Source organism: Bacteroides faecichinchillae JCM 17102 (assembly GCF_000614145.1).
Taxonomy (GTDB): Bacteria; Bacteroidota; Bacteroidia; order Bacteroidales; family Bacteroidaceae; genus Bacteroides; species Bacteroides faecichinchillae.
Window position 1 is genome coordinate 79,591 of the sequence record NZ_BAKK01000009.1, and the last position, 17,067, is coordinate 96,657.

Below are 17,067 nucleotides of genomic sequence, written 5' to 3' on the forward strand. Positions count from 1 at the left end.
GTATAGGTTATAATATCCAGTAACATAAAGGGTGTCCTTTTTTGCAAGGGCACCCTTTACTTTGGTTATTTCATGGAGTGACTTTTGTTAAAATAGCCAATGCGGAACCACTTTTTTGTTGGCAATTTAAGTAATTCGTCTAATGGAACCTGTTTTTCATACTGGTTCATATATGCTTCGTACCCTTTCTTTGTCCACAAATATGATTTATTGGTATTATTTGAAGTAAGGAAAAAGACTATGTTTTTGCGATTGTATGAATTTGCGGTATTATTATCAACTAATATCCCGTCAACCCATATATTATCTTTCTTAAGACATCCTCTCAATTCATCATTATTGGGACATCGTAATTTAAGTACTGTAAATGGTGACTCAAAACCGATCAACTGTTTATTTCGTTGTTCATTAGTCATCTGAATATAAGTAGGATACAGTATTAATTCATCCTCCTTTGAGATATCGAACGATTTCCATGAAATTTTTTCATCAGTAACTTCGCCTACATACTTAGTGACAATTCTAGAATACTCCTCCATTTTCTCCTGAGAAACTCCACTTCCAGGCACAATAATAACGTTATCTTCAGTTGAAACCGATTGGTCTATTATTATATCCATTGGGATATCTACATTTGTTCCTGCAATCATTTTAGCTGAAAAAATACTACCAGCAATTAGAAATGCAGGAATCAATACAATCAATTTGAAAAGAAATGTTCTTTTCGATGTTGTTTTTACCATCATAATCAAACGTTTTTTAGTGATTAAATAAGTCAAACTGCTTGCTAGTGAACATACACGAGGATAGGTAGCCCTATCTATCAATAACATTTGATAGGCAGGAATATCTCCTGTGCTATTAATTACTCCTTCATCGGCTAAAAACTCATGGTTAAGTTTGATAGCTCTTCTGTATAGATAAAGAGCCGGATTAAACCAGAAAAAGACAATTAATAGTTCAACAAACAAAACATCGGCCGAGTGTTTCTGTTTGACATGTATTAATTCATGAATCAATATTTCGTTTCTTACATTTTTATCCAGGTAATCATTCTTACTGATAAATATATAATTGAGAAAACTAAAGGATGCTTTTAATCCATCTTCCACTATTATTTTGACATTGCCATGTTTGCTAATAATTGGATGGTCTTTCGTCATTTTTATCAGGTTTGAAAGATTAGCTATGAATCGTAGCAAAAGTGTAAATACGCCCAAAAGATATACTCCTCCCAGAATGTATATCCATGAGAATGATATTTTAGCAGGCTGTTGTTGAATATTAGCAGACTCTACAGAATTATCCGGTATGGCAACTATATATGTACTGACTACTTCTTCTACCGGTGGGAAGGATTCTTGAATCTGTGGAACACCAACAAATGGAATGACCAAAGAAAACACAAGAATTCCCAAGAGAAAGAATCTCTTGAACTTAAGCATTTTATCCTTTTCTATTAGATAATGATATACGATTAAAAAGAATAATGCACAGGATATCGATTTTACTAAATAAAGTATCATCTTTTCTTTTTGTTGAGTTCTTGTTCTACAATCCTTTTCAAATCTTCAAGTTCGTCAGCGGTCATCTCGCTATTTTTTGTGAAGAAAGATGCAAACTGCAATGACGAATCGTTGAAGTAGTCTTTCACTATTTCTTTGAGACTTCTTGAGAAATAATCTTCTTTCTTTACTAAGGGATAGTATTGACGTGAATTACCGAATAACTTATAATTGATAAAGCCTTTATCTTGTATTCTTTTTAGTAATGTAGCCACAGTAGTAGAGGCTGGTTTGGGTTCCGGATAACTTTCTATGATTTCTTTGAAAAAAACCTGCTCGTACTTCCAAATAATGTCCATCAACTGTTCTTCTGTCTTTGATAACTTCATAAATTTAAGGAGTTGTTCTACATAGTTTATATTTTGCTCTACAAATGTAGAATATATAGGACGTAAAACAAAATATTTTAAGAATATTTTTGTATTCTATTAATTTTCATGGGATTATATAATGCATGATAATACAGGAATACCTTTATATAATAAGATAACGATCAGATATGAAGTATTTCTTAGAAGAGATAAGGTGCTTTTGGGTTCTATATATTATGGTTTAATTTGAACTTTGATTATCTTAATATGCCTTTAATTCCTATAACTTGTTAAGAGAAATAGGACTTGGTATGAAGTCATCTTTATAGTATTATTAGAAAGATGCAAGATTAATATATTCCATTAACTTCTTATAGAACGAGTGTTGCGTCAGCGTGGCAGCATCACCTAAAATGACTAATTTCATACGTGCTCGTGTGATGGCGACATTCATTCGTCGTAAGTCATTCAAAAAACCGATTTGTCCATCCTCGTTAGCTCGTACTAGGCTGATAAATACCACATCCCGTTCCTGCCCTTGGAAACCATCGACGGTATTGATCGTAATGAGGCTACGAAAAGGACGAAGGAAATTACTTCCCTTGATTCTACTTCTCAGGTATTGAACCTGTGCTTTGTATGGAGAAATTAGTCCAAAGTCTATTCGTTCATCTAAGATCCTTTGTTTGCCTATCCGGTTGATGTACACTTCCAATTCTTGCAGTAGCAGATTGGCTTCTTGTTTATTGATTCTTCCGAAACTTTCTCCTACAAATTCCTCATGGAAGTCCATCTCTGATGTGTCGATCCAACTCATTGGAGTATCATAGTCTAGTATTCCTCTATGACGTATTTCAGGAGCAGCCTCCAGTTCTCCATGGTAAAACCATTCGGAAGGAAAACGCATGATGTCTTCATGCATCCGATACTGTACTTTAAGTAAAGAGACGGCAGATGGTTTTTGTGCTACTATTTTTTCCATTAACGTATGGGCGAGTCCTCCACGAGCAGCTTCAATACACTTGATAGTGGGAGGAAGTTGGCAATGATCTCCGGCAAGAATAACCCGGTCGGCCTTACGAATGGCAATCCAACAAGCAGCTTCGATTGCTTGGGCAGCTTCATCAATAAATAAAGTAGAGAAACGTCTCCCGTTAAGCAGACGGTGATTGCTACTCACTAAAGTAGAAGCAATCACTCGTGAACTGTCGAATAGATCAGTATTAATTTGGATCTCCAATTCTGTAGCACGATCGCGTAGACGACTCATACGGCTACGAATGCCTTCCCGTTCGGAATAACTTCCTCGTCGTATTCGGTTACCCATTTCCCGGATAGATTTTCGGATACCCCAAAGTTCGGGGTAAGCAGGATGATTCTCAAAACGGCGTTCGTAAGTAAATGACAACATCTTGTCATTTACTCTCGTAGGATTACCAATACGGAGTACAGGTACACCGCGATCCACTAATTTCTCACTGATCCAATCTACGGCAGTATTGCTTTGGGCACAAACTAACACTTGCGGTTCGCGATGCAACGTTTCGTAGATAGCTTCAACAAGTGTTGTCGTTTTTCCGGTTCCCGGAGGACCATGTACAATAGCAACATCTCGTGCACATAAAACTTTATTGACAGCTGACTCCTGCGTGCTATTTAGCCATGGAAAACGAACTGGATATAACTCACGAAATCCGGTTTTGGAAGTACCTAATAAAATATCGCGTAGTTCGGCAAGGCGATTACCTTTGGCACGAAGTACATCTTCCAATGCTTCAAACATACATCGATAAGACGTCTCGTCAAAGTAAAGTTGTACGCCCAGTACATCGTCCGTTTGAAGCTCTAGCAGTGCACCTGCTCCGGGAAGAACAACGACCATTCGTTCTTCATCCGCATAACTGACGGTTGCGATGAAATTCATATATTTCACTTTTCCATCGAATGATTGGCGGAAAAAACATACGGGACGACCAAACTCAAAAGAATGTTCTATTTCTTTATTTTCGATTCGTGTAATATCTATTACAAGTTGATTTAGGGAGTTGTAGTAACTTCGACCGGGAGAAGCAGGATACCAGCAAAGACCACGTTTTACTTTGCGGGCGACACCCATCGTTTCGGTTTGTCGCTTAAACTCTTCCTTCTCATATTCATACTCCATTCGTAGGAGGAGTTGCTGTTGTTGAAGGTCCATTACCGGACTTTTCGGATTATTATTCATAATAGATGCAAAGGTAACAAATCTTCTACTGGAAGCGAAAATATATTTCAATTTGTTAAACAATCAAGGAGCTTCGTTCGTTATTTTTATAGTTGGACTTAAAAAAAATAAAAGCATATGGTGTATGATTTGAATATGTTAGAGGCTTTCTATTCTGCCTATAAATGGAAGATAGAACACGTACGGGCTGCATTGAAACGCCCTTTGACATTGGCTGAGAAAATTTTATATGCTCATTTGTATCATGCGAATGATATAAAAAATTATGAGCGGGGAGAAGATTATGTAAATTTCCGTCCCGACCGGGTGGCTATGCAGGACGCTACTGCTCAGATGGCTTTACTTCAATTTATGAATGCGGGAAAAGAACATGTTGCCGTACCTTCTACAGTACATTGTGACCACTTGATACAAGCATATAAAGGAGCAAAAGAGGATATAGCCACTGCTACCAAGACAAATGCGGAAGTATATGATTTCTTGCGGGATGTCTCTTCCCGTTATGGCATTGGCTTCTGGCAACCGGGTGCGGGAATCATTCACCAAGTAGTACTTGAGAATTATGCTTTTCCCGGTGGAATGATGGTAGGGACAGATTCTCATACACCGAATGCCGGAGGTTTAGGTATGGTAGCTATTGGTGTAGGAGGTGCTGATGCTGTGGATGTAATGACGGGTATGGAGTGGGAACTGAAAATGCCGAAACTGATTGGTGTAAAACTAACTGGTGAATTGAACGGATGGACTTCTCCGAAAGACGTTATTCTGAAGTTAGCGGGTATTTTGACCGTTAAAGGAGGTACCAATGCTATTATCGAATATTTTGGTCCGGGAGCTGCTTCACTATCGGCTACGGGTAAAGCAACTATTTGTAATATGGGAGCTGAAGTGGGAGCTACCACTTCGCTTTTCCCTTATGATGAGCGAATGGTAACCTATCTGGAAGCTACCGGAAGGAAACGGGTCGTTGAAATGGCTGAATACGTTGCTGATGATTTGCGTGCAGATGAAGAAGTGATCAATAATCCGGAGAAGTACTACGACCGGGTTATCGAAATGAATCTGACTGAATTGGAACCTTATATAAACGGACCTTTTACTCCGGACGCTGCAACTCCTATTTCCGAGTTTGCAGAGAAAGTATTATTGAATGGGTATCCCCGCAAGATGGAAGTGGGATTGATTGGCTCCTGTACCAATTCATCTTATCAGGATCTGAGTCGTGCTGCTTCTTTAGCAGAACAAGTTGCCGAGAAGAACCTGAGTGTAGCTGCGCCTTTAATTGTCAATCCGGGATCGGAACAGATTCGTGCAACGGCTGAGCGGGACGGAATGATTGAGATATTCGAGAAGATAGGTGCTACGATTATGGCAAATGCTTGCGGACCTTGTATTGGACAATGGAAACGCCATACGGACAATCCTACCCGTAAGAACTCTATCGTCACCTCATTCAACCGTAACTTTGCCAAACGTGCTGACGGTAATCCCAATACTTATGCCTTCGTAGCTTCTCCGGAACTGACTATGGCATTGACTATTGCCGGAGATCTTTGTTTCAATCCGCTGAAAGACCGATTGGTCAATCATGATGGAGAAAAAGTGAAACTATCTGAACCGGTAGGAAAGGAACTTCCGCCTAACGGGTTTGCTAAGGGGAATCAAGGATATATACCTCCTGCCGGAGCAACTGTGGAAATTATGGTAGATTCGAAATCACAGCGTCTACAATTACTGGCTCCTTTTCCTGCCTGGGATGGAAGCGACTTGCTTAATATGCCGTTGTTGATCAAAACTCAGGGAAAGTGTACCACTGACCATATTTCTATGGCAGGACCATGGCTTCGTTTTCGCGGACATTTGGAAAATATCTCGGATAATATGTTGATGGGAGCAATCAATGCTTTTAATGGTGAAACGAATAAAGTGTGGAATCGTTCGACTAATACTTATGGAACTGTCTCTGGTACTGCTAAGATGTATAAGTCCGAAAACATACCTTCGATTGTAGTAGCGGAAGAAAATTATGGAGAAGGTTCCAGTCGTGAACATGCAGCTATGGAACCACGTTTCTTGAATGTCCGCGTTATTCTCGCTAAGAGTTTTGCTCGCATTCACGAAACAAACCTGAAGAAACAGGGAATGCTTGCCATTACTTTTATAGATAAAGCAGATTATGACAAGATACAGGAACATGACCTTATTTCCGTAACAGGACTGGTAAATTTTGCACCGGGACGTAACCTGACACTCGTTCTTCATCATGAAGATGGGACAAAAGAAAGTTTTGAAGTACAACATACCTATAATGAACAGCAGATTGCATGGTTCCATGCCGGCTCTGCTTTAAATGCAAGATAAAAAGATGAGCAAAATAACCATGCAGGAAAATGGTACGTTATTGGTTCCCGATGTACCTACCGTACCTTATATTACAGGGGATGGAGTAGGAGTGGAGATTACTCCCTCTATGCAGGCCGTAGTGGATGCAGCAATACAGAAAGCCTATGGAGGCAAGCGCCGCATCGAATGGAAAGAAGTTTTGGCCGGAGAGCGTGCATTCAACGCTATCGGTTCATGGTTGCCCGACGAAACGATGGCAGCATTTAATGAATATCTGGTAGGCATCAAAGGTCCGCTGACTACTCCGGTCGGTGGGGGAATTCGTTCACTAAATGTAGCTTTGCGTCAAACACTGGATTTATATGTATGCCTTCGTCCGGTTCGATGGTATCAAGGAGTACAATCTCCGGTGAAAGCTCCAGAAAAAGTAAACATGTGTGTCTTCCGTGAGAATACCGAAGATATCTATGCTGGAATTGAATGGGAAGCCGGTACACCGGAAGCTAAAAAGTTCTATCAGTTCCTGAAGGATGATATGGGAGTGACAAAGGTCCGTTTCCCGGAAACCTCTTCGTTTGGAGTGAAACCCGTTTCAAAAGAGGGTACGGAACGTCTTGTACGTGCAGCTTGCCAGTATGCACTCGATCATCACTTACCTTCTGTGACTTTGGTACACAAAGGAAATATTATGAAATTTACCGAAGGAGGTTTTAAGAAGTGGGGATATGAGTTGGCACAGCGTGAGTTTGCTGATGTTTTGGCGGACGGACGCTTGGAAATAAAGGATTGTATTGCTGATGCCTTTTTGCAAAATACACTGCTGATCCCTGAAGAATATTCAGTAATAGCCACATTGAATCTGAATGGAGATTATGTTTCCGATCAATTGGCTGCAATGGTGGGAGGTATTGGAATTGCTCCGGGAGCAAATATCAATTACAAGACAGGACATGCTATTTTTGAGGCAACTCATGGAACTGCTCCTAATATTGCCGGAAAAGACGTAGTAAATCCATGTTCCATTATACTTTCGGCAGTAATGATGCTTGAGTATTTTGGCTGGAAAGAAGCAGCGGTATTGATAGAAAAGGCTTTAGAAGAGAGCTTTTTGGAGGCTCGTGCTACTCACGACCTGGCTCGTTTCATGTCGGGAGGAACTTCTTTGGCTACCTCAGCTTTTACTCGTGAAATAGTAGAAAGAATTGAAAAATAAGAAATAACGATCAAAAACGAAGAATATCATGAAGAAAGAGTATTTGATTTACAAACTTTCCGAGGAGATGAAGGAAGCTACCCGGATCGATAACGATTTGTTTCCCAAGTATGATGTAAAGCGGGGATTACGTAATGAAGACGGCACAGGTGTGTTGGTAGGATTGACTAAGATTGGTAATGTAGTAGGTTATGAGCGTATTCCAGGGGGAGGGTTAAAGCCTATTCCCGGCAAATTATTCTATCGTAATTATGATGTGGAAGATATATCCCATGCTATCATCAAAGAAAAACGTTTTGGTTTCGAAGAAGTTGCTTACCTTTTACTGTCCGGTCGTCTGCCCGATAAAGAGGAATTGGCTTCCTTCTCTGAATTGGTCAATGATAATATGCCATTGGAACAAAAGACCAAAATGAATATCATCGAGCTGGAAGGAAACAATATCATGAATATTCTTTCTCGCAGTGTGCTAGAGATGTATCGCTTCGATCCGAATGCAGATGATACTTCACGTGATAATCTGATGCGTCAAAGTATTGAATTGATTTCAAAGTTCCCAACTATAATAGCGTATGCTTTTAACATGCTTCGTCATGCAACACATGGTCGTTCCCTGCATATTCGTCATCCACAAGAGAAACTCTCGATAGCGGAAAACTTCCTTTACATGCTGAAGAAAGATTATACAGAGTTGGATGCGCGGACTTTGGATTTACTGCTGATTCTTCAGGCAGAACATGGTGGTGGTAATAACTCTACATTTACTGTTCGTGTCACTTCTTCTACTGGAACAGATACCTATTCGGCTATTGCAGCAGGTATTGGTTCGCTGAAAGGTCCGCTTCATGGAGGAGCTAACATTCAAGTAGCCGATATGTTCCATCATTTGCAGGAGAATATCAAAGATTGGACAAGTGTGGATGAGATAGATACTTATTTTACCCGTATGTTGAACAAAGAGGTATACAACAAGTCTGGATTGATCTATGGTATCGGTCATGCTGTTTATACGATTTCCGATCCTCGTGCTCTTTTACTGAAAGAACTGGCGCGTGATCTGGCACGTGAAAAAGGTAAAGAAGAAGAGTTTGCTTTCCTTGAACTGTTGGAGGAACGTGCAATCGCTACTTTTGGCCGTATTAAAAATAACGGGAAAACAGTATCGAGCAACATTGATTTCTATTCCGGTTTTGTATACGAAATGATCGGTTTGCCACAAGAGATATTTACTCCTCTTTTTGCTATGGCTCGTATTGTTGGTTGGTGTGCGCATCGCAATGAAGAATTGAATTTTGAAGGTAAGCGCATTATTCGTCCGGCATATAAGAATGTTTTGGAAGGAGCTCCTTACGTTCCTATTAAGAAGCGTTAATAGATTGGGTGAAACTGTCTGAAAATAGAAAAACAAGCTTTTCAACTCCTACAATAGAAAAAAAGCATAATCCTCTATCAATCTATCACCGATGCTCTGAATCCATTTATTCATCGGTGTTTCAGGTGGTGATAGGTTGGTAAATAACCTATCACCCAATCTATCACCTATCACCTTCTTCCTACTTATTCTTTCTCTGATGTAGTAACCTATACTGCTTCTCTTCCAAAGTCTTAATGGATAAATTCTTCTCCATTAAGACTAAACTTCTTTTCCTTTAATAGTAAAGTTGTCCTCTGTTTGATATAAACTATAAATGGAACTTTTGTTTTTATAAACGCAAGTTCCGGTTATAAAAACGCAAGTTGCATTTATACAATCAGAACTTGCAGTTATAGATTGTTCTTTGGCAAAAAGAACTTTTCTATTAGAGAAGAATAAGTTTACTATTAATGGAGAGGAACTTTTTACGCAACTATATACTTTATTATACACAATCATTGGTACAATAAAGTATATAGTTGTGACTAATTTATGCAAATTTGAAGGAATGATTCTGTTGTTTTTTTATATTGATAAACTGTTTTGATATAAAGGTAGGTGATTTATATTGAGTAAATTGTTAATAAATGTTTTTGATCTTCTTCTTATAATCATTTTTCCTTTTTTGATTAATATATATTGTACATTTGTACCATAATTTTTATCTTAAAATTTAATATTATGAAAACAGTTAATGTATTATTGGCTGTTTGTGTTGTTGCTTTTAGTGTATATTCATGGGCTCATTATAACACAAATTCGATTAATTCTCATTTTAGTTTAATGGATTTGGTTAATATTGAGGCTTTAGGAAACCCTGAAGCTGGAACTCGGTCGTGTTCGATTAGTTATGATTGTATAAATTCAGCAGGTCAGAGAGATGGTGAGATTAGTTGTACTGGAACTGTAAAATGTCATCGAGGAATTGACAAGAGTGGTACTATTATAATTAAAGAAAAACGGTGGGTTGAATGTGACGGCTTAAAAACGTACTGCTAAATAAAATAAAGAATGAGGACGTCAATATTATATGTTTGTGCTATTTTGATTGTGTTTAATATTATATCTTGTAAAGAAGAAAAGAAGCTTGCAGAACTTAAATGTTCTCTATTTTCTTCTTTTACGATTTATCCTGATTCAACATTCTTTAAGGGTATATCATGCTTGTTTTTTGAAGAAAATAAACTTTATATGTTTGATCCGTCAAGGGCTGATGTTGCTGTTTTAGATATTGATAGAGATACTTTCTATACTGTTGGTAAATTCGGAGAAGGTCCTAAAGAAGTGGTGTCACCAACAGGTTTTTATGTACAGAAAGATACTGTTTATATCTCAGATGCTGGCACAATGACTTTGAAACTTTATGATGGGAAAGGATTTATAGAATCTGTGTCAGTCCCAACATGTAATGAGTTCCGTTTCTTTATAGATAATGATACTGTTTATGCAACAACGATGACAGATAGTTCATGTTATGTTAAGACGGCAATAAATTGGGATCGTGTGAATAATAATGATATACAATTTTGTGGGGATGTATTTACTATGACAGAATATGCAGATATGAATATGTTACGTAATCAACGTCATTTAGTAAAAGGTAAAGATTGTTTGTATACTATATGTCCAAGTTATCCTGTAGTAGAAAAATATGATTTGCATAAAAACAAACTACTTGCTTCTTGTGATCTGTCAGATATTGGTGTTATTAAAGATAATTTATCTTATATAAAACAGAAAAATATATCCTAGAAGCTTTTTCACATATTTATGTGATGCTTATTGGGATGAAGGGAAATTGTATCTGTTGTGTGCTACTTGGGAAAAAGGATATAGAGTAAATACTATCATAATTTTAAACTCGGATTTAACTCCATTTTATATTTGTCATTTACCTGGTAAAATATATAATACAATTTGTGCTAATAAAAATTATATTTATGCAATGAATTATGAGCAGTGTGCTATGGAAATATATAAGATTAGTAAGCCTTTCTAGTATTTTTGTTTGTTTTGTACTTGTAATAGCGGAAAGAGCAAAGTTGTAGAACAAAATATATCCTCTTTGTTAAATGAAGATGTTGCTTGGCTGAAAGGAAAACAAATTCATTCTTTGGATTCAGTAACAGGGAAGATAGAAGGATCTACTATTGTGTATATATTTAATTATTATGACTGCGAAGTATGTATAGACAGAGGCTTTGAAGTAGTCAAAAAAGGAATTCATATAAGGAATTTATTTATAAGGATAAGAAAGATTTAATAAGAAAAGGATTGAAGTATGTACCTACTCCTATAATGTTGATTGTTGATAATGAATTGAGGATAAAAGATGCATATATATTCGAAGTATCACAAGATAATAAACAACTAAAAGGCTTTATTCAAAAATGTCTATTTATAGATCCTCATTATTGTGGCAGTGAAGTTCTTTTTTAGTAAAACTCTTCCTTTCTGTAAAGTTGCTGTAAGAATAACTTTTTTATCATCACTTCCTGCGTCCTGATGATGAACTATTCCTTGGTTGTTTATATATTCACTCTTATTTAAATTCCACGAGATTGTACTACCACTTTCTCCTACTGCTGGAAGAAGTATAAAAGAGTTATTTATGACGCCAAAATTAATTAATAGTTTTAAGTTTGCCAAGAAAAATGATAGTCTTGATATGAAGAATAATACTTGCTTCTTAGTTTGATATAAACTCTGGCATATTGCAGTGATTTTATTATATTTGCGTGTTGAAAATAAGTTTACTATGAATATAGATTCTTTTTATTGGTTTTTGGGTGGTATGAGCCTGATTGCATTGATTGTTTTTATTGCACTTTATTTTGTAAAAGCCGGGTATGGAATGTTTCGTACAAATTCGTGGGGAGTAGCTATTTCCAATAAGTTGGCTTGGGTATTTATGGAAGCCCCTGTCTTTTTAGTGATGTGTTGGATGTGGATATATTCGGAACGTCGTTTTGATCCGGTCGTTCTAACATTTTTTCTATTCTTTCAAACTCATTATTTTCAGCGCGCCTTTGTCTTTCCTTTTTTGTTGAGTGGAAAGAGTAAAATGCCGTTGGCTATCATGTCGATGGGAATACTTTTTAATTTGTTGAATGGTTACATGCAAGGAGAGTGGATTTTTTATCTTGCTCCAAAAGATATGTATCAATCTGATTGGTTTTCTACTCCTTGGTTTATAATAGGTACACTTCTTTTCTTTACAGGAATGTTTGTGAATTGGCATGCCGATTATGTGATTCGCCATTTGCGTAAACCCGGTGATACACGTCATTATTTACCTCAGAAAGGAATGTATCGTTATATTACTTCTGCTAATTACTTTGGTGAAATTGTGGAATGGTTAGGTTGGGCCATATTGACTTGTTCCCTTTCCGGGCTTGTTTTCTTTTGGTGGACAATTGCTAACCTTGTTCCTCGAGCTAATGCTATCTGGCACCATTATCGGGAAGAATTTGGAGAGAAGGTTGGACGAAGGAAACGAGTATTCCCGTATCTGTATTAAGTTGTCTTTGATTCTATCTGATTTTAATACTGAAAAGCTTGTTCATATAAATAATTTTAGCGAATATTGCAATCAAATTTCTGTAAATTAAGAATCTATGAATTCGACTAATAATATGAAAGAACAACGGAAATTACTTTTTTCTCCAGTCACAATCGGGCCTCTTACTTTACGAAATCGTACCATCCGTTCGGCAGCTTTTGAAAGTATGTGTCCGGGAAATGCTCCTTCTCAAATGTTACTTGATTATCATCGTTCGGTAGCTGCGGGAGGGGTTGGAATGACAACGGTTGCTTATGCCGCTGTGACACAAAGTGGGCTTTCTTTCGATCGTCAGTTATGGTTACGTCCGGAAATTATTCCCGGTTTGCGGGAAGTGACGGATGCCATTCATGCTGAAGGTGCTGCTGCCGGAATCCAAATAGGGCATTGTGGCAATATGTCTCATAAAAAGATTTGTGGGGTAACTCCAATATCAGCCTGTTCCGGTTTCAATCTTTATTCTCCTACTTTTGTGCGGGGGATGAAAAAAGAGGAATTACCTATAATGGCTAAAGCATATGGACAGGGTGTGAGCTTGGCTAGAGAAGCTGGGTTTGATGCAGTCGAAGTACATGCTGGTCATGGATATTTGATTAGTCAGTTTCTTTCTCCATCTACAAACCATAGAAAAGATGAGTATGGAGGTTCGTTGGAAAATCGAATGCGATTTATGGATCTGGTAATGGGTGAAGTGATGAAGGCGGCAGGTAATGATATGGCAGTCATCGTCAAAATGAATATGCGGGATGGATTTAAGGGAGGAATGGAATTGGAGGAAACGATTCCAGTAGCTAAGCGTTTATTAGAATTGGGTGCTCATGCTTTGGTTCTGAGTGGAGGTTTTGTTAGTAAGGCACCGATGTATGTTATGCGAGGAGCAATGCCGATTCGTTCTATGTCTTATTATATGGATTGTTGGTGGTTAAAATATGGCGTTCGAATGTTTGGTAAATGGATGATACCTACTGTTCCTTTTAAAGAAGCTTATTTTCTTGAAGATGCTTTGAAGTTTCGTGAAGCATTGCCGGATGCTTCATTAATTTATGTGGGTGGTCTGGTTTCCGGGAAAGATAGAAGAAGTACTGGATTTAGGATTTGATGCAGTACAAATGGCACGTGCATTATTGAATGAACCGGGATTTGTAAATAGGATGAGACAAGAAGAGTTAGCACGTTGTACTTGTGGACACAGTAACTATTGTATCGGACGGATGTACACTATCGAAATGGCTTGTCATCAACATTTGAAAGAAAAACTGCCCCTTTGTTTACAAAAGGAGATCGAAAAATTAGAGAAACAATGAATGAAGTAAGATGGGCAATTATTACCGGTGCCGATGGAGGAATGGGGACGGAAATTACGCGTGCTGTTGCTGAAGCTGGTTATCATGTATTGATGGCTTGTTATCAGCCTAAGAAGGCTGAAGGTGTCCGGCAACAACTAATTAAGGAAACGGGAAATCCATATTTAGAAGTATTAGCTATTGATTTGTCTTCTATGGACTCGGTCGTTTCTTTTGCTAATGAAGTGATAAAACGCAATTTGTCTGTTTCATTGTTGATGAATAATGCAGGTACAATGGAAACGGGGCTTCATATTACTACTGATGGTTTCGAACGTACAGTTAGCGTTAATTATCTAGGTCCTTTCCTGCTCACACATAAACTACTACCTATATTGGTTCCTGGTGCGCGTATTGTCAATATGGTTTCTTGTACATATGCTATCGGACATCTTGATTTTCCGGATTTCTATTTGAGGGGTAAGAAAGGACGTTTTTTCAGAATTCCTGTTTACAGTAACACAAAGCTGGCTTTGATGTTATTTACTCTTGAGCTTTCCGAACGTCTGAAAGATAGAGGAATTGTTGTGAATGCAGCTGATCCTGGAATTGTCTCTACGGATATTATAACCATGCATCAATGGTTTGACCCTTTAACGGATATTTTATTCCGACCGTTTATTCGTACACCTCGACAAGGAGCAGATACAGCTATTGGATTGTTGCTGAATGCGAAGGAAGCAGGGGTGACTGGACAACTCTATGCTAGCAGTCATCGAAAAGTGCTGTCTGAGAAATATATCCGGCATAAACAGAAAAAACAGCTTTGGGAGGAAACGGAACATCTATTACAACGTTGGCTGAACAAGTATTAATCTATTCCTTAATTATATATAGGTTTATACTGAGCATGTAAAAAGTAGGGAAGAATGGTAGGTGCTCCTTTCTCTGTTGTATTGTTTGAAACTACATTATTGCTAATTAACTATCATTTGTGGATCAGTGGAATTATGGATAAAAAGAAGTTGTAAGATTAATTGTTCATTCTGTCTGATGATAGAGAAATTGCAAAGGGTTGAATGATAATAACGAACGGCAAACAATCTGTTTTGATAGATGCTTGCCGTTCGTTATATATTTTTGTTCCTCGTTTAGATAGAGAGTTCTTTTAATACATTGACAAGATCTCTTTTAATTGGCTTGTCGTTTTTGATAGCTTTGCTGAAGGGTACGTAGACGATTTCATCATGTTCGATACCAATCATAACATTACGTTGATCTTCCATGATAGCATCAATGGCAGCCGCACCTAAGCGACTTGCTAAAATACGATCGTGTGCTGTTGGGCTACCACCCCGTTGTAAGTGACCTAAAATAGTTACACGTACGTCGTATTGAGGATATTCGTTCTTTACGCGTTCTGCGAAATGCATGGCACCTCCAGTGAGTTCACTTTCTGCCACCAACACGATACTACTATTCTTTGATTTACGGAATCCGTTTTTAATGAATTCTTCCAATTGGTCTACTTCTGTACTGAATTCTGGGATAATAGCAGCTTCTGCTCCTGATGCGATTGCACCATTTAATGCAAGAAAACCGGCATCACGTCCCATTACTTCAACGAAAAACAGACGTTCATGTGAAGTAGCAGTATCACGAATTTTGTCTACTGCATCTAATATTGTATTCAGGGCCGTATCATATCCGATCGTAGTATCAGTACCATAAAGGTCATTGTCAATTGTTCCGGGTAATCCGATACAAGGCACATCAAATTCCTGTGCAAAAATACGTGCACCTGTCAAAGAACCATCGCCGCCGATAACAACCAATGCGTCGATTCCTTCTCTTTTCATGTTGTCATAAGCAAGTTGTCGCCCTTCAGGTGTAGTGAACTCTTGACAACGTGCAGTTTTCAGGATAGTTCCGCCAAGTTGGATGATGTTACTGACATTCTGACTTTTAAACTCTTTGATCTCACCTGTAACTAGCCCTTTGTAGCCTCTGTATATACCTTTAACTTGTAAACCATTATAAATAGCTGCGCGTGTTACCGCACGAATAGCAGCATTCATTCCGGGAGCATCCCCCCCAGAGGTCAATATACCTATACACTTAATTGTTCCCATAACAATCTTTTTATTTAATTTGGTGCGACAAAAGTACAATAAAAAGTTGAAAACGTTATTTCAGAACTTCGTTTTCATGTGAAGAAAATATTAAAATTGTTCAAATCACACTCTTATTCAATCAATTTTTTCTTTGTTGTTGAGTTACCTATTCTTTAATTTGCGTTTGAATATAGCGTGATATCTTTTCCATTAGCCATTTCGGGGTGGAAGTCGCTCCGCACACACCGATAGATGTTACATCTTGAAGCAAAGAAGCATCAATTTCTTCCTGACTATCTATTAAATGGGAGTTTGGATTCACTTTTAAGCATTCTTCGAACAACATTTTTCCATTCGAACTTTTTTTCCCACTTACAAAGAATATTAAGTCATGTGAAGCTGCGAACTCCCGAAGTTTGGGCATCCGGTTTGCAACTTGGCGGCAAATGGTATCATAATATTCGAAAGTGGCTTTTGGAGATATATGTTGTTTGATGTATTCTACAATTTCTTGGAATTCATCCAGTGACTTTGTTGTCTGTGAAAAGAGACGGATACTCTTATTAAAATCCAGTTTTTTGACTTCTTCTGCTTTCTCAATAACAATAGCCTGCCCATCTGTTTGTCCCACTAATCCCAATACTTCAGCGTGTCCGTTTTTTCCATAAATGACGATCTGCTTCTCTTTCTGGTTGTCTTCCAGAAAACCTTGTTTGATACGTTTTTGCAGGCGTAAAACTACCGGGCAGGTGGCGTCAATAATTTCTATATTATTTTCGCGGGCGGTCATATAAGTTTCAGGTGGTTCTCCATGTGCACGAAGCAACACTTTTGCATTACGTAATTGCTTGAATTCATCATGATTGATAGTGATTAATCCCATTTCTTTGAGACGTTCCACCTCCTTACTATTATGTACAATATCTCCCAGACAATAGAGAGTTTCGCCTTTGGTTAACTCTTCCTCTGCTTTATCAATAGCTGTAACTACACCAAAGCAGAATCCGGAACCTTCATCGATTTCTACCTTAATCATAT

General features: G+C 38.0%; 13 protein-coding genes and 1 pseudogene. 8 read left to right on the forward strand and 6 right to left on the reverse strand.

Features of this window, described 5'->3' with window-relative positions:
* Window positions 1-65: 65 nt before the first annotated feature.
* From JCM17102_RS28900 to JCM17102_RS06715, 3 genes are all read right to left on the reverse strand, one after another.
* Complete coding sequence (locus tag JCM17102_RS28900; RefSeq protein ID WP_245798477.1) at window positions 66-1,445, reverse strand: M56 family metallopeptidase; 1,380 nt, start codon at window positions 1,443-1,445, stop codon at window positions 66-68.
* 77 nt (window positions 1,446-1,522) lie between these two features.
* Window positions 1,523-1,894 (reverse strand): BlaI/MecI/CopY family transcriptional regulator, encoded by a 372-nt coding sequence (locus tag JCM17102_RS06710; RefSeq protein ID WP_025074510.1) that lies wholly within the window; start codon window positions 1,892-1,894, stop codon window positions 1,523-1,525.
* 316 nt (window positions 1,895-2,210) lie between these two features.
* Window positions 2,211-4,163 (reverse strand): AAA domain-containing protein, encoded by a 1,953-nt coding sequence (locus JCM17102_RS06715; protein ID WP_025074511.1) that lies wholly within the window; start codon window positions 4,161-4,163, stop codon window positions 2,211-2,213.
* Between the two features lie 54 nt (window positions 4,164-4,217).
* On the opposite strand from JCM17102_RS06715, the gene JCM17102_RS06720 reads away from it, so the two are divergent.
* From JCM17102_RS06720 to JCM17102_RS26525, 5 genes are all read left to right on the forward strand, one after another.
* A complete protein-coding gene (locus JCM17102_RS06720) occupies window positions 4,218-6,461 on the forward strand; it encodes an aconitate hydratase (RefSeq protein ID WP_025074512.1) in 2,244 nt (747 codons plus the stop codon).
* Between the two features lie 4 nt (window positions 6,462-6,465).
* The gene (gene icd, locus JCM17102_RS06725; RefSeq protein ID WP_025074513.1) at window positions 6,466-7,656 is read left to right on the forward strand and encodes an NADP-dependent isocitrate dehydrogenase; all 1,191 of its coding nucleotides are present in this window, start codon (window positions 6,466-6,468) and stop codon (window positions 7,654-7,656) included.
* A gap of 28 nt (window positions 7,657-7,684) precedes the next feature.
* Window positions 7,685-9,028: a citrate/2-methylcitrate synthase gene (locus JCM17102_RS06730; RefSeq protein WP_025074514.1), complete on the forward strand. Its 1,344-nt coding sequence runs from the start codon at window positions 7,685-7,687 to the stop codon at window positions 9,026-9,028.
* A 723-nt stretch (window positions 9,029-9,751) separates the two neighbouring features.
* Window positions 9,752-10,069 (forward strand): hypothetical protein, encoded by a 318-nt coding sequence (locus JCM17102_RS22450; protein ID WP_025074516.1) that lies wholly within the window; start codon window positions 9,752-9,754, stop codon window positions 10,067-10,069.
* A gap of 12 nt (window positions 10,070-10,081) precedes the next feature.
* Complete coding sequence (locus JCM17102_RS26525; protein WP_051572810.1) at window positions 10,082-10,822, forward strand: 6-bladed beta-propeller; 741 nt, start codon at window positions 10,082-10,084, stop codon at window positions 10,820-10,822.
* Window positions 10,823-11,464: 642 nt separating this feature from the next.
* On the opposite strand, the gene JCM17102_RS32355 is transcribed toward JCM17102_RS26525, so the two are convergent.
* A complete protein-coding gene (locus JCM17102_RS32355; RefSeq protein ID WP_025074520.1) occupies window positions 11,465-11,719 on the reverse strand; it encodes an immunoglobulin-like domain-containing protein in 255 nt (84 codons plus the stop codon).
* 109 nt (window positions 11,720-11,828) lie between these two features.
* Between JCM17102_RS32355 and JCM17102_RS06765 the strand changes: the two genes are divergently transcribed.
* The 3 genes and pseudogenes from JCM17102_RS06765 to JCM17102_RS06775 all read left to right on the forward strand — a co-directional run bounded on the left by JCM17102_RS06765 (window position 11,829) and on the right by JCM17102_RS06775 (window position 14,790).
* A complete protein-coding gene (locus JCM17102_RS06765; protein ID WP_025074521.1) occupies window positions 11,829-12,590 on the forward strand; it encodes a DUF1295 domain-containing protein in 762 nt (253 codons plus the stop codon).
* Window positions 12,591-12,705: 115 nt separating this feature from the next.
* Window positions 12,706-13,936, forward strand: a pseudogene (locus JCM17102_RS26530) (NADH:flavin oxidoreductase).
* On the forward strand, window positions 13,933-14,790 hold the full coding sequence (locus JCM17102_RS06775; RefSeq protein ID WP_025074522.1) for an SDR family oxidoreductase: 858 nt from the start codon (window positions 13,933-13,935) through the stop codon (window positions 14,788-14,790). Before JCM17102_RS26530 ends, JCM17102_RS06775 begins: the two are co-directional and overlap by 4 nt.
* A 276-nt stretch (window positions 14,791-15,066) precedes the next feature.
* On the opposite strand, the gene pfkA is transcribed toward JCM17102_RS06775, so the two are convergent.
* Window positions 15,067-16,047, reverse strand: coding sequence for a 6-phosphofructokinase (gene pfkA, locus JCM17102_RS06785; RefSeq protein WP_025074523.1), 981 nt, complete (start codon window positions 16,045-16,047; stop codon window positions 15,067-15,069).
* Between the two features lie 148 nt (window positions 16,048-16,195).
* Window positions 16,196-17,065 carry a 4-hydroxy-3-methylbut-2-enyl diphosphate reductase gene (locus JCM17102_RS06790; RefSeq protein WP_025074524.1) on the reverse strand — a complete coding sequence of 290 codons (870 nt, stop codon included), beginning with the start codon at window positions 17,063-17,065 and terminating at the stop codon, window positions 16,196-16,198.
* Between the last annotated feature and the right edge of the window lie 2 nt (window positions 17,066-17,067).